Consider the following 12,843-nt stretch of genomic DNA (forward strand, 5'->3'; position numbering starts at 1 on the left):
GCTCGCTGTCCGTGAACGCCTTTCACAGCACGGAATGCCCCATTCGGACAGAAAGGTCGCGCGACGCCACGCGCAGCTCCTCGACGATCTCCGGCATGCGTTTCTGCGAGAGCCGGTAGGCCGGACCGGCGGCGCTGATCGCCGCCACGACGTCGCCGTGCGAGCCGAACACCGGCACCGCCACCGCGTGCAGACCGGCCTCCAGCTCCTCCATGCAGGTCGCGAACCCGTCCTCGGCCGTGCGTTGCAGCACGCACCGCAGCTTCACGGGATCGGTGATCGTGCGCGGGGCGCAGGGCTCCAGGTCGCCCGACAGCAGGCGGTCCTGATCGTCGGCCGACGCGGCGGCGAGCAGGACCTTGCCGCTCGACGTGGCGTGCAACGGCGTCCGCTGACCGACCCAGTTCTGCGCAGCCACCGCGGAACTCCCCCGCGCCTGGCTCACGTTCAGCGCGACGCCGCTGTCCAGGATCGCGATGTTGACGGTCTCGCCCAGCCGGTCCGCGAGCGCCGTGCAGACCGGGCCGCCCACCCGGACGTAGTCGAGCTGCCCGGTCACCGCGCCGGCGAACCGGAGCATGCCGAGGCCGATCCGGAACGGACCGCGTTCGCCGTCCTGCTCCACGAGGTCACGGGCCTGAAGCGTGTAAACGAGTCTGGACGCGGAGGACTTGTGCACGCCGAGCTCGGCGGCGATCTCGGTGATCCCCGCTTCCCCGTTGCGGGCCAGCAGCTCCAGCACCGCCACCGCCCGATCGACCGATTGCACCAGCGCCGTGTCGCGCGCCTCCCCGTTGTTGCTCATTACGCAACCGTAACTGTGTTGTGAACGAGTAACCAGCACAGGCAGGGCGTTGCCCCCGGAGGAGGCGCCGGGGCGCCTGCGTTGGCGTTCGAGCCAGGACGCGTCCCCCAAACACACCTTGACGCGTCCCGTGTTCTGCCTCATTCTGCTGTTGCGTATCGCACATCGCGTTCCGTAATACGCAACGGAGGGGTTCGAGATGATCACCGCTTGCGCCGTGGCCGATCTTCCGATCGGCGAATCCGTGCGGATCGACGGCGACCCGGCGATCGCCGTCTTCAACGCGGACGGCGAGTTCTACGCGATCGACGACACCTGCAGCCACCAGGACGCGTCGCTGTCGGAGGGCTGGCTGGAGGGCTGCTTCGTCGAGTGCCCGCTGCACGCCGCGAGCTTCGACCTGCGCACCGGTGTCCCGACGTGCCTGCCGGCCAAGAGGGCGGTGCGCACGTACCCGGTTGTCGTGCAGGACGGCGTGATCTACGTGGACACGGGCAGCCGCGAGGCCGTGGCGTGAGAACGGTCGCGGTGGCCGGTGCGTCGCTGGCCGGGCTGCGCTCCGTTGAGGAACTGCGCAAGCAGGGCTTCGACGGACGGATCGTGGTCATCGGCGAGGAACCGCACGCGCCCTACGACCGTCCACCGCTCTCCAAGGCGTTCCTTCGAGGCACGATGCCGGCCGAGGAACTCGCGCTCTCCGACGACGACTTCGGCGCCGAATGGCGGCTCGGCGTCCGCGCTGACCAGATCGATCCCTCGACCGGTTCGCTGTACCTGTCCACCGGCGAGATCCTGCGCGCGGACGGCGTGGTGATCGCGACCGGCGGCCGTCCCCGCACGCTTCCCGGCACCTCGGACCTGGCCGGCGTCCACACCCTGCGCACTCTCGACGATGCCGTTGCCCTGCAAGCCGATCTGCTGCCGGGTGCCCGCGTCGTGGTCGTCGGCGCGGGATGGATCGGCGCCGAGGTCGCGTCCACGTGCCGCGCGCTCGGCCACGAGGTGACCGTCGTCGAGGCCGCGCCGGTGCCGATGGAACGCGCGCTCGGGCCCGTGCTCGGCTCGCTCTGCGCCGACCTGCACGCCGACCACGGCGTCGACCTGCGCCTGGGCGTCGGCGTGGCTTCGTTCGCGCACAACGGTTCCAGGGTGACCGGTGTCGTGCTGCGCGACGGCACGCACCTGCCCACCGACGTCGTGGTGGCCGGGATCGGCATGGAGCCCGCGACCGGCTGGCTCGCTGGCTCCGGCCTCGCCGTGGACAACGGCGTGCTGTGCGACACCGGCTGCGTCACGTCCATCGCGTCCGTGGTTGCCGTAGGCGATGTGGCCCGTTATCGCACCGCTGCGGGAAGTCACGTCCGGCACGAGCACTGGACTAACGCGTCGGAACAGCCGGTCGTGGCCGTTCGCAACCTTCTCGCGGGCGCGACCGTGGAGACGTTCCGGCCGTCCGGTTACGTCTGGTCCGACCAGTACGGTGTCCGCCTTCAGCTCGCGGGCGAGACCGGCGGCGCGGACGAGGTGGCCGTGATCGACGGGTCGCCGGACGACCGCAGGTTCGTCGCCGAGTTCCGCCGCGCCGGCCGGCCCGTCGGACTGCTCGCCATGAACAACGCCAAGCTGTTCGGCCGTCTGCGCCGTCAGCTCACCGCGCCGGTGTCATAGGCAGTCCAGGATGGCGGCCGTCCGCTTCTCCAGGTGCGGCCGCACGTCGTAGCCGGTGAAGATCCACGGCGAACGCTTCTCCATGCCCGCCAGCACCATCTCGCCCACGGCGTCGATGCTCGGCCCGCTCCGGAGGAACGCCTCGACGCCGGGCACGAGGTCGTCCCGCACCGCGACGCCCGCGCTCGCCGTCCTCGTGTTCGCGATGATGCCCGTGTCGACCGGTCCCGGGCACAGCACGCTCACGTCGATGCCGTGCTCGGCCACGTCGTGGCGCAGCGACTCCGACAGACCGACGACCGCGAACTTGGCCGTCGCGTACAGCACGTTCCCGTCGGACACGAGCCCGGCGCCCGACGCGGTGTTCACGACGTAGCCCGCCCGGCGCTCGATCATGCGCGGCAGGAACGTCTGGATCCCGTTGACCACGCCGGTCAGGTTCACGCCGAGGGCCAGGTCCCACTTCTCGTAGGTCAGCTCGGCGGCGGGGGCGTACGGCGCGATGCCGGCGTTGTTGAACAGCAGGTCCACGGGCCCGAGCGCTCGTTCGGCCTGGCCGGCGGCCTTCTCGAACACCTGGCGGTCGCGTACGTCCAGCCGATACGTCCGCACGGCCGTCACCTGGGACAGCCCTTCCTCGGCGCTGGCCAACGACTCCTCGTCGACGTCGGCCAGCGCGAGGCTCACACCCCGGTGCGCGAGCGCCCTCGCGATGCCCAGGCCGATCCCCCTGCCGCCGCCGGTCACGAAGGCGACCGAGCCCTTCCAGTCCCGCATGGGAACACCCCTCTATGTTGACCTGATGACACTATGTCGACCAACACAGTAGCCTGCTCAGCATGCCTCTCAGTCAGCAATCGGCGCCGACATCGCTCCGAAAGGTCCTCGCCGCGGGCGGCCGCGCCACCATCGGCGTGCTGGTCGGCCTCCAGGTGCTGGACAGCGTCGACAACGTGATGTTCGTGGTCTTCGCGCCCGAGATCCGCGAGTCGCTCGGCATCAGCACGGCGGCCGTCGGCGTCCTCGGGGCACTGGCCGGCGTGATGGTCGCTCTCGCCGCGCTCCCGCTCGGCCTGCTGGGCGACCGGCACCGCCGCACCACGATCGCGGGCGTAGCCACCCTCGTCTGGGCCACGGCCGCCGGAGTACTGGGGACGGTCCAGAACCTGTGGCAGGCCGTCGCGGTCCGCGTGGTCGCGGGCGTCGGCAAGGCCAACGAGGGCCCGATCCAGTCGTCGCTGCTGGTCGACGCCTACCCGCCGGCCGGGCGAGGGCGGGTGCTCGGGCTGCACCGCGGCGGGCAACCCCTCGGCATCGTCACCGGTCCCCTGCTGGCGGCGGCTTTCGCGGCGTTCATCCCCGAGGAGCACGAGCCGTGGCGCTGGGCGTTCGGCTTCCTCGCCGTGCCCGCGCTGCTGCTCGGCCTGGTCGCGCTGCGCCTGCCCGAGCCGGTCCGCGAGCACTCCACCGCCACGCCGCGCGGGGCGGTGAAGGACCTCAGAAAAATCCCCACGTTCGTAGGGGTGATGGTCGCGCTCGGCGCGTTCGGCATCTCCGTGACGACGGTTCCGATCTACCTCAACGTGATTCTCGAAGAGCAACTCGGGCAGGGCGCCGCGGCTCGCGGCGTGATCACGGCGGTCTGTGCGGTGGGCGGACTGCTCGGCGCGGCACTCGGCGGGATCTCGAGCGACCGGCTGTTCCGGCGCAGTCCCCCGGCGTGCCTTCACCTCGCGGCCGGCGCGCTTTCCGTGCTGGGCATCGGGTTCGCGGCGCAGGCGTACGCGCCGGACGTGACGACCTACGTGGTGATCGGAGTCGTCACCCAGGCGATGACGTTCGCCGGCATCGTGCCGCTGAGCCTGGTCGTGGCCTCGGTGACGCCGAAGGAGTTCCGGGCGACGGCGTTCGCGCTGGTCGGCGTCTTCACGGCGGTGGTCGGAGGCCTCGGCGGCGCGGCACTCACCGGGGTGGCGGAGAGGTTGTGGGGCGTGCAGACCGCGGTCGCCGTGGTGGCGCCGGCGGCCTCGATCATCGCGGGCCTGGTGCTGATCGGGACCGCTCGGCACGTGCCGCACGACCTCGCCCGGGTCGTACGATGATCGCCGTGAACTCCCCTGGGCAGCGCCGGATCGACGAGATCGGCGACGAGAGCCGTCGCCGCATCCTGGACGCCGCCGAGGAGCTCTTCGCCGAGCGCGGGTTCGACCGCACGTCCTTTGTGGACATCGCGAAGCGCTCGGGCATCAGCCGCGGCTCGATCCCGTGGCACTTCAAGAACAAGGACGGCCTCGTGATGGCCGTGGTGGAGCGGGTGGTCGGGCGGATCTGGCCGGCCGAGCGCTACGAGTCCGTGCCGTCGCTGACCGAGGTGTTCGCCGAGACGGCCGAACTGCTCAGGAGCGGCAACTCCGCGCTGGTGTTCATGATCCTGGTCGAGGCCCTGAGCGACCGCGGTGTCGTGCACGAGCAGTACCGGGAGTTCTTCGCCCGGCGACGCGAGGGCATCGAGGTCCTGCTGCGCCTCCGGCGCCCGGCCACGGCCGATCCGGAGAAGGCCGCCGAGCAGGAACGCACCGCCGCCGTGACGCTGAACGGCGCGCTCCTGGGCATCCACCTCCAGGCACTCGTCGATCCGGAGAACGTCGACCTCGACGCGGCACTGGTGTCGATCGCGACGATGTTCGACCGGAACCTCGCCGACGTCTGGCGTTAGCGCCGCAGCCGGTCCAGGGTCAGGTTAAAACTAGAACGGTTTCAGTTTCGGAACCGTTCTGGCTATCCTGGCGCCATGACGGGCAGACGCGACCGCAAGAAGGCGGCGACCCGCAAGGCCCTGGCCGACGCGGCACTCGAACTCTTCCTCGAACGCGGCTACGACAACGTGACCGTGAAGGAGATCGCCGAAGCGGCGGACACCGCGATCGCGACGCTGTTCGCACACTTCCCGGCGGGCAAGGAAGCCCTGATCCTGGACGACAGCGGCGAGCGGGAGGCCTCCCTGACAACCGCGATCCGCGAACGCCCGCAAGGCACCTCCCCGCTCGACGCCCTGCACGCCTTCTTCGCCGGCCGGGCGCCGTTCCGCGAGGACCTGCCCGCGGAGTACCGGCGGCGCATGGACCTGATCCTGGCCACACCGGCGCTGTGGGCCTACGCCCGCACAGTCTGGATCGCCTGTCAGGACACGCTCGCCGCGCTGCTCGCCGAGGCCGCCGGTGTCGACGAACCCGACGACTCGCTGCACGTGCTGGCCCGCTACGTCCTGGAGACCCCCGACCTGGCCTCGGCCCGGCCCGATCGCGCCGCCGCGCTCGCCGAGGCCTTCGCCCATCTCAAGCGAGGATGGCCCGCCCTGTGAACGTCCTGGTCACCGGCGGCAACGCCGGCATCGGCTACTTCACCGCCGAACAACTCGCCGAGGCGGGCGCGTCCGTCGTGCTCGGCAGCCGTTCCCAGACCAAGGCCGACGCAGCCGCCGACGCCATCCGCGCCCGCGTCCCCGGCGCCGTCGTCCGCCACCTGCCGCTGGACCTGGCCGACCTGCCGTCGTTGAAGTCCTCGGCAGACGGACTCGATCCTCTCGACGCGGTCGTGTTCAACGCGGGCATCGCCGATGCCGAGCCCGAGATCCTGTTCGCCACCAACCATCTCGGCCACTTCGCGCTCGCCTACTGGCTGGCGCCCCTGCTCACGTCCGCCCGGATCATCACGGTCGGCAGCTTCGCCGCCCGCTCCGAACGCCTCGACCTCGACGACCTCCAGTCCCTAGAGGAGCGCGACACGAAACGCGCCTACGGGCGCTCCGAGCTGGCCCAGATGAGCTTCGGCTTCGAACTCGACCGCCGTCTGCGCGCGGCCCACAGCAAGGCGATGAGCGTCGTCGTCCACCCCGGCGGAGCCCTGGACTCCCTGACCCCCTCACGCCCGGGCGTCCACACCCGTCCCGCGTCCACCCGGATCGCCGGACTCCTGTTGCACGGCAAGGACTCCGGCGCACGGCCGGCGGTGCACGCCGTGCTGGACCCAGCGGTCGAAGGCGGGCAGCTCTGGGGTCCGCGTCAGTTCGGCCTGCGCGGCAAGCCCCACCTGGAACAACCGCACGCGCACATGACCGACGAGCAGACCGCGAAGAAGCTCTGGGACAAGAGCTGTGAGCTGACCGGCCTCGACCTAGGCGAGGTCCTCGGCCTGTAGCTCGGCCCGCGACGACACCCCGAGCTTGCGCAGCACCCGTGCCGCGTGCTGCTCGACGGTCCGCGGCGACAGGAACAGCACGTCGGCGATCTTCCGGTTGGTGTGCCCGGCGACCAGCAGCCGCGCGACCTCCTGCTCGCGCGGCGACAGCTCGTCGCCGTACCCACGCCTGCCCCGCCGCGACGGCTTGCCGCCACCGATGCCGCGCAACTGGTGCCGGCACCGGGCCGCGTCACGGGTGGCGCCCAGGCCGTCGAACGTGTCGACGAGCGCCGACAGGATCTCCGCCGCCTTCTCCTGGTCACCGGGCAGAAGACACGCAGCCTCGCGTTCGGCGACCAGCGCGGTGAGGTACGGCGCGGGCAACGCCGAGTACCTGTCGGCGGCCTCCCGGTAGAGCGACACGGCGGGGTCGAGCCGGCCGCGCGCCTCGGCGAGCAGGCCGCGGCACCAGGCCAGCGCGGCGAACGCCATCGGGGCGTCCCGGCCCTCGATGCCGGCGGCGATCTCCTCGATCAGCGTCTCGGCGTCGGTCTCGCGCCCGGCGGCGAGGAACGTGGCCACGGCGACCGGACCGAGTTCGGTCGCCCACACCCACACGCCCTTGGTGCGCACGATCGTCAGGCCGCGGTCGACATCGACGCAGGCACGGGTGATCTCGTCCTGGGCCAGCATCGTGCGAGCGAGCGCCGCGCAGCCCGCGATGGCGACCGGTGTGATCGACTCCTCGGGGGCGAACGCGCCGGTCTCGGTGAGGTAGCTGGTCGCCTCCGCCCACTCGCCCCGCGCCGTCGCCAGCGAACCCAGGATCAGGCACAGCTCGCTGGCCAGCGGAAACAGGTCGCGGTACTCGTCGAGCAGGGTCTGCGCCCGGTCCGCGAGGCCCTCCCAGTCGCCGGTCAGCCAGTCGAGCCGGGCCCTGGTCGCGTGCGCGGTGCTCGCGACGAACGGGGCACCGCACTCCGCCGCGTACCGCAGGCCGTTGCGCAGCAGGTCGGCGCACAGCTCGAAGTGACCGGTCGTGGTCAGCGCGTCGGCGAGGTTGCAGTGGGCGCGGGCGAGCTGGCGCAGCTCACCCGGGGTGGAGGCGGGCAGGAACTCCAGGCGCTCCAGCACGGCCGGGTCACCGGTGTGCATCCGCGACCCGATCTCGTTGGCGTACAACGACATCTTCAGCTCGGGATCGTCGGACTCCGCACGGGCGCGGGCCGCCCGGCCGAGCCACGGCAGCACCTCGCTCATCGGGGTGCCGCCCAGGTAGGACAGTCCCAGCACGGCGGCCCCGCGGGCGGCCAGGTCCGGGCGCTCGGTGAGGTCGGCGACCGCCCGTTCGAGCTCGGAACGGGCCTCCTCGACACCGCCCGCCTGCCGGATCAGCAGCACGCCCCGGTACAGGCGCACCTGGCCGCGCGCGGCGGTCGACAGGCGGCGGTCGGACAGCAGGCGTTCCAGCGCCTCGGCCGGATCGAGCTGGTCCAGGCCCTGGTGGGCGATCTGGCCGAGCTTGATCGCGAGCCGGTCGACGTCGGCCGCGGGCACGGCGGGATCGAGCAGCAGCCGTTGCAGCAGGGCGGTGGCGGTGGCCGCGTCGCCGTTCTCGACGGCCCTGTCCGCGGCGGCCTCGCCGTAGTGCAGCCACTCGGACGTGCGTCCGGCGCGTTCGCTGTGTTCGGCGAGCTGGACCAGCGGACGCGGTTCGACCTGGTCGAGCACCTCGACGGCACGGCGGTGCAACTCCTGCCGGTCCGGTCCGCCCAACGTGTCGTACACGGCCTGCTGAGCCAGCGCGTGCCGGAAGCCGTACCGCCGTGCGTCGACCTCGTGCAGAACATGGCCCGTCAGCGCGTGTGTCAGGGCGGCACGACTCTCACTGATCTCGGCCACCTCGCCGAGCAGTTCAACGGACGCGGGCGCGCCCAGCACGGCGGCGGCCTGGACCAACCGCGTGGCAGCGGCGGGCAACGCGGCCAGGCGCTCCGCGATGGCGTCACGCAGCAGCACGGGCACCTCCACGTTGTCGAGCAACCGTCGAGCCGTGGCACCGTCCGCGTGCACGGCTCCGGCGGGATTCCGCAACGCCCGCAACGTTTCCTCGACCACGAACGGGATGCCCGCCGTGCGCTCGTGCAGCTTGGCCGCGAACTCCAGCGACACGGGCTCGCCGTCGAGAATCGCGGACGTCAGCGCCCGCACCTCCGCGACGTCGAGCGGTCCGAGTTCGAGCAACGCGCTGGTGATCCCGGTGGGCGGCCGGTACGCCGATCCCAGGGGGACACCGCCCGGCACGTCCTCGCGCCGGTAGGTGACCACGATGGACAGATTCGCCGGCGGGTCGCCCATCAGGAACCGCAGCAGCTGCCGGGATCCGTCGTCGGCCCAGTGCAGGTCCTCGACGACCAGCAGCACCGGCCCGAGCACGCCGATCAGCTCGCGCATCCCGCGGAACAACCGATGCCGGTCGGCCCGTGGATCACCGGTCGGCGGCGGTGGCGCGGGCAGGTACTCGGCGAGTTCCGGTAACAGTGAACCGAGCACACCCGACACCGGGCTCAGCCGTGAATGGTTGCGCGCCAAGCGTTCCGTGCAGTCGCGCAACGCCTCCAGCACCGCGCCGTACGGGAACGGCTCTCCCACCGGCTGGCAGTGGCCCATGAGGACGACGATCGGGCCGAGATCCGCGTCGAGGAGCTCACGCACCAGGCGTGACTTACCGACGCCCGCCTCACCCTCGATCATGATCACCGCGGGGTGGCTCGGCACGGCGGCGCGCAGCGCGCCGAGCTGGTCACCTCGCCCCACCAGCACCGGCGAGCTGGTGCGCATCAGTCCGCCGGGGTCGCAGCGCCGCGCCCTGGACTTCGGTGTCCGGCTCATCCGCACCGATGGTAGGTGAAAGACGGGTATCCCTACGTAGAGATATCCGGATTGTTCGCCGTTCCCGCTCGCCCGATGGTGATCCGCACGTGGTCGCCCACCCCTGCCGAGGCGGCCGGAGAACGGAGAACCAGAGATGCGACTTGATCGCACAACACGCGTGCTCGCGGCGACGGGCATCGGCCTGGCCGTCGTCGCCGCGGTGAGCAGCCCTGTTTCCGCTCAGACGGCTTCGATCCAGAAGACCGCCGACCCTGTCGCGGGCAGCTACATCGTGGTGTTCAAGGACGGTGCCAGTGACGTTCCCACCACCAACGCCAAGGCGCTCGACCTCGCCCGCAAGCACGGCGGCAAGGTCAGCAACACCTACGTCGCGTCGGTGCGCGGCTTCGCGGTGAAGCTGGACGAGGCGGCGGCGCGCAGGCTCGCGGCCGACCCGGCGGTGGCCTACGTGCAGCAGGACGGCTGGGCGCGGATGTCCGACACCCAGACGAACCCGACGTGGGGCCTGGACCGGATCGACCAGGCGAACCTGCCCGTCGACGCGAAGTACACCTACCCGAACACCGCGCCGAACGTGACCGCGTACATCCTGGACACCGGGATCTACAAGGCGCACACCGAGTTCGAGGGCCGTGCCAAGGACGGTTACGACTTCATCGACAACGACGCGGACGCCTCGGACTGCCAGGGCCACGGCACGCACGTCGCCGGCACGGTCGGGTCGAAGACGTACGGCGTGGCCAAGAAGGTCGGCCTGGTCGCGGTCCGCGTGCTCGACTGCTCCGGCAACGGCCAGTACTCGCAGATCATCAAGGGCATCGACTGGGTGGCCCAGAACGCGACGAAGCCCGCGGTGGCGAACATGAGCCTCGGCGGCGGCGCGGACTCCACTGTGGACAACGCGGTGAAGCGCGCCATCGCGGCGGGCGTGACGTTCGGTCTGGCTGCGGGCAACAACAACGGCGACGCCTGCCAGACCTCCCCCGCCCGCGTGCCGGAGGCCATCACGGTGGCCGCCAGCGACTCGGCCGACAAGCGCTCGATCTACACCGGCGGGCAGGCGTCGAACTGGGGCTCCTGCGTCGACCTCTTCGGGCCCGGCTCGAACATCACGTCGACCAAGAACGGCGGCGGCACCACGTCGATGGGCGGCACCTCGATGGCCACCCCGCACGTCGTCGGCGCCGCCGCTCTGTACGCGTCCGCGAACCCGTCCGCAACCCCTGCCCAGGTTCGCGACGCACTGGTGAACAACGCCACCACCGGCAAGATCACCGACCTCCAGGGCTCGCCGAACAAGCTGCTCAACATCAGCTTCATCGGCGGCGGTGGCCCGGACCCCGAGCCGTGTGCCGCGGCCACCAACGGCGACGACGTGTCCATTCCGGACAACAACACGGCGGTGACGTCGTCGGTGAACGTGACCGGCTGCACCGGCAAGGCCTCGACCGCCACCAAGGTCAAGGTCGACATCAACCACCCCTACACCGCTGACCTGGCCATCGACCTGGTCGGTCCGTCGGGTGCGACCTACAGCCTCAAGAAGGCTCGCGGCGCGACCTCGTCCGCCGGTGTGCACGAGACCTTCACGGTCGACGCGTCCGCCGAGAACCGCAACGGCACGTGGAAGTTGCAGGTGACCGACGTCTGGACCTACGACGCCGGGAACATCGACACCTGGACCCTGACGTTCTGACGAGCACCGGAAGGACTTCCCATGCACCGCACCACCTGCGGGCTCGCCGTTCTCATCGTCGCCTCCGCCCTGCTGGCCACCCCGGCTCAGGCGGCTGAAGCGGACTTCGTCAAGGCCCGCAACCCCGCGGCCGGCGGCAGCTTCATCGTCTCGCTCAAGCCCGGCGCCGCCATCCAGTCGACGTCGAGCGCGCTCACCCAGAAGTACGGCGGCGACCTCGACGCCGTGTTCTCCCACGCCATGCGCGGCTTCCAGGTCAAGAACCTGACCGAGGCCGCCGCGCGGAAGCTGGCGGCCGACCCCGCCGTCAAGGCCGTCTACCAGGACGGCACCGCGAAGGCGTTGGACGTGCAGGACAACCCGACGTGGGGTCTGGACCGCGTGGACCAGGCCTCACTGCCGCTGGACAAGAAGTTCAACTACCCCAGCGGCGGCGCGTCGAACGTGACGGTCTACATCACCGACACCGGTGTGAAGACGTCGATCGCCGACTTCGAGGGCCGTGCGTCCGTGGGCGCCGACTTCATCGAGGACGGCCAGAACGGCCAGGACTGCTCCGGCCACGGCACGCACGTGGCCGGCACGGTCGGCTCGAAGACCTACGGCGTGGCGAAGAAGGCCAAGCTGGTCTCGGTCCGCATGCTCGGCACGAGCTGCACCGGCAACGGCCCCGACTCGGCCGGCGTCAAGGCCATCGAGTGGATCACGGCGAACGCCAAGAAACCCGCCGTGGTCAACGCTTCCTGGACCTTCGACACCGCCGACATCGGCAACGACGCCATCGCCGGTATGGTCGCCTCCGGCGTGCAGATGGCCGTCGCGTCGGGCAACAGCTCGACCGACGCCTGCTCCACCGGCCCCGCCAAGATCGCGTCGCTGATCACGGTGAACGCGACCTCGTCCAACGACGCGCGTGCCTCGTTCTCGAACTACGGCACCTGCACGGACATCTTCGCGCCGGGTGACAACATCACCTCGCTGGGACTGAACGGCGGCAGCACGAACATGTCCGGCACGTCCATGGCCACCCCGCACGTCGCGGGGGTCGCGGCCCTGTACCTGTCGGCCAACCCGTCCGCGAGCCCACAGGCCCTGCGCGACGCCCTGGTGAACAACGCCACCTCCGGCAAGGTCACCAACCCGGGTTCCGGTTCGCCGAACAAGCTGCTGTACAGCGGTTTCATCGGCGGCGGACCCGACCCGCAGTGCGGCCCCGGCACGAACGGCGACGACGTGTCCATTCCGGACACCGGCACCGCCGTCTCGTCGTCGGTCACGATCTCGGGCTGCACCGGCAACTCCACGGCCTCGGCAACCGTCAAGGTCGACATCAACCACACCTACACCGGCGACCTGGCCGTCGACCTGGTCAGCCCGTCCGGCAGGACCTACGTCCTCAAGAAGGCCGGCGGGGCTTCGTCGTCCGGCGGCATCCACGAGACCTACACCGTTGACCTGTCCTCCGAGGCGCGCAACGGCACGTGGAAGCTTCAGGTGAAGGACATCTACACCTACGACGTCGGCAACATCGACACCTGGACCCTAACGGTCTGACTCTCCCGCAACGGAAACGAGCCCCGGAGCCGATGTGGCTCCGGGG

The 12,843-nt window shown here is 70.8% G+C and carries 11 protein-coding genes; 8 read left to right on the top strand and 3 right to left on the bottom strand.

Going from position 1 to position 12,843, the window contains the following annotated elements; all coding sequences use genetic code 11:
* Window positions 1-22: 22 nt before the first annotated feature.
* On the bottom strand, window positions 23-805 hold the full coding sequence (locus tag BM417_RS30865; protein ID WP_093601815.1) for an IclR family transcriptional regulator: 783 nt from the start codon (window positions 803-805) through the stop codon (window positions 23-25).
* A 199-nt stretch (window positions 806-1,004) separates the two neighbouring features.
* On the opposite strand from BM417_RS30865, the gene BM417_RS30870 reads away from it, so the two are divergent.
* Window positions 1,005-1,322, top strand: coding sequence for a bifunctional 3-phenylpropionate/cinnamic acid dioxygenase ferredoxin subunit (locus BM417_RS30870; RefSeq protein WP_093601817.1), 318 nt, complete (start codon window positions 1,005-1,007; stop codon window positions 1,320-1,322).
* Window positions 1,319-2,473, top strand: coding sequence for an NAD(P)/FAD-dependent oxidoreductase (locus tag BM417_RS30875; protein ID WP_093601819.1), 1,155 nt, complete (start codon window positions 1,319-1,321; stop codon window positions 2,471-2,473). Before BM417_RS30870 ends, BM417_RS30875 begins: the two co-directional genes overlap by 4 nt.
* On the opposite strand, the gene BM417_RS30880 is transcribed toward BM417_RS30875, so the two are convergent.
* Window positions 2,468-3,250, bottom strand: coding sequence for an SDR family oxidoreductase (locus BM417_RS30880; protein WP_093601821.1), 783 nt, complete (start codon window positions 3,248-3,250; stop codon window positions 2,468-2,470). The two genes, BM417_RS30875 and BM417_RS30880, sit on opposite strands and share 6 nt — an antisense overlap.
* Window positions 3,251-3,312: 62 nt before the next feature.
* Here BM417_RS30880 and BM417_RS30885 point away from each other — a divergent pair, with 62 nt between their 5' ends.
* From BM417_RS30885 to BM417_RS30900, 4 genes are all read left to right on the top strand, one after another.
* Window positions 3,313-4,575 (top strand): MFS transporter, encoded by a 1,263-nt coding sequence (locus tag BM417_RS30885; RefSeq protein WP_093601823.1) that lies wholly within the window; start codon window positions 3,313-3,315, stop codon window positions 4,573-4,575.
* Window positions 4,576-4,580: 5 nt separating this feature from the next.
* Window positions 4,581-5,189, top strand: coding sequence for a TetR/AcrR family transcriptional regulator (locus BM417_RS30890; RefSeq protein ID WP_177320688.1), 609 nt, complete (start codon window positions 4,581-4,583; stop codon window positions 5,187-5,189).
* 75 nt (window positions 5,190-5,264) lie between these two features.
* Window positions 5,265-5,834: a TetR/AcrR family transcriptional regulator gene (locus BM417_RS30895; protein WP_093601827.1), complete on the top strand. Its 570-nt coding sequence runs from the start codon at window positions 5,265-5,267 to the stop codon at window positions 5,832-5,834.
* Complete coding sequence (locus BM417_RS30900) at window positions 5,831-6,670, top strand: SDR family NAD(P)-dependent oxidoreductase (protein WP_245822265.1); 840 nt, start codon at window positions 5,831-5,833, stop codon at window positions 6,668-6,670. The genes BM417_RS30895 and BM417_RS30900 overlap by 4 nt, the downstream gene beginning before the upstream one ends.
* Here BM417_RS30900 and BM417_RS30905 read toward each other — a convergent pair.
* Window positions 6,647-9,544: an ATP-binding protein gene (locus BM417_RS30905; protein WP_245822266.1), complete on the bottom strand. Its 2,898-nt coding sequence runs from the start codon at window positions 9,542-9,544 to the stop codon at window positions 6,647-6,649. The genes BM417_RS30900 and BM417_RS30905 overlap by 24 nt on opposite strands.
* Before the next feature lie 136 nt (window positions 9,545-9,680).
* Here BM417_RS30905 and BM417_RS30910 point away from each other — a divergent pair, with 136 nt between their 5' ends.
* A complete protein-coding gene (locus BM417_RS30910; RefSeq protein WP_093601833.1) occupies window positions 9,681-11,243 on the top strand; it encodes a S8 family peptidase in 1,563 nt (520 codons plus the stop codon).
* A gap of 21 nt (window positions 11,244-11,264) precedes the next feature.
* On the top strand, window positions 11,265-12,797 hold the full coding sequence (locus BM417_RS30915; RefSeq protein WP_093601835.1) for a S8 family serine peptidase: 1,533 nt from the start codon (window positions 11,265-11,267) through the stop codon (window positions 12,795-12,797).
* The last annotated feature ends 46 nt before the right edge of the window (window positions 12,798-12,843 follow it).

This window comes from Lentzea waywayandensis, from assembly GCF_900115955.1.
GTDB lineage: Bacteria > Actinomycetota > Actinomycetes > Mycobacteriales > Pseudonocardiaceae > Lentzea > Lentzea waywayandensis.

What these genes read in the sequence shown, in the direction of transcription:
- BM417_RS30905 (WP_245822266.1), bottom strand. Translation starts at nt 9,544, where the DNA reads ATGAGCCGGACACCGAAGTCCAGGGCGCGGCGCTGCGACCCCGGCGGA.
- BM417_RS30895 (WP_093601827.1), top strand. Translation starts at nt 5,265, where the DNA reads ATGACGGGCAGACGCGACCGCAAGAAGGCGGCGACCCGCAAGGCCCTG.
- BM417_RS30865 (WP_093601815.1), bottom strand. Translation starts at nt 805, where the DNA reads ATGAGCAACAACGGGGAGGCGCGCGACACGGCGCTGGTGCAATCGGTC.
- BM417_RS30910 (WP_093601833.1), top strand. Translation starts at nt 9,681, where the DNA reads ATGCGACTTGATCGCACAACACGCGTGCTCGCGGCGACGGGCATCGGC.
- BM417_RS30870 (WP_093601817.1), top strand. Translation starts at nt 1,005, where the DNA reads ATGATCACCGCTTGCGCCGTGGCCGATCTTCCGATCGGCGAATCCGTG.
- BM417_RS30885 (WP_093601823.1), top strand. Translation starts at nt 3,313, where the DNA reads ATGCCTCTCAGTCAGCAATCGGCGCCGACATCGCTCCGAAAGGTCCTC.
- BM417_RS30915 (WP_093601835.1), top strand. Translation starts at nt 11,265, where the DNA reads ATGCACCGCACCACCTGCGGGCTCGCCGTTCTCATCGTCGCCTCCGCC.
- BM417_RS30880 (WP_093601821.1), bottom strand. Translation starts at nt 3,250, where the DNA reads ATGCGGGACTGGAAGGGCTCGGTCGCCTTCGTGACCGGCGGCGGCAGG.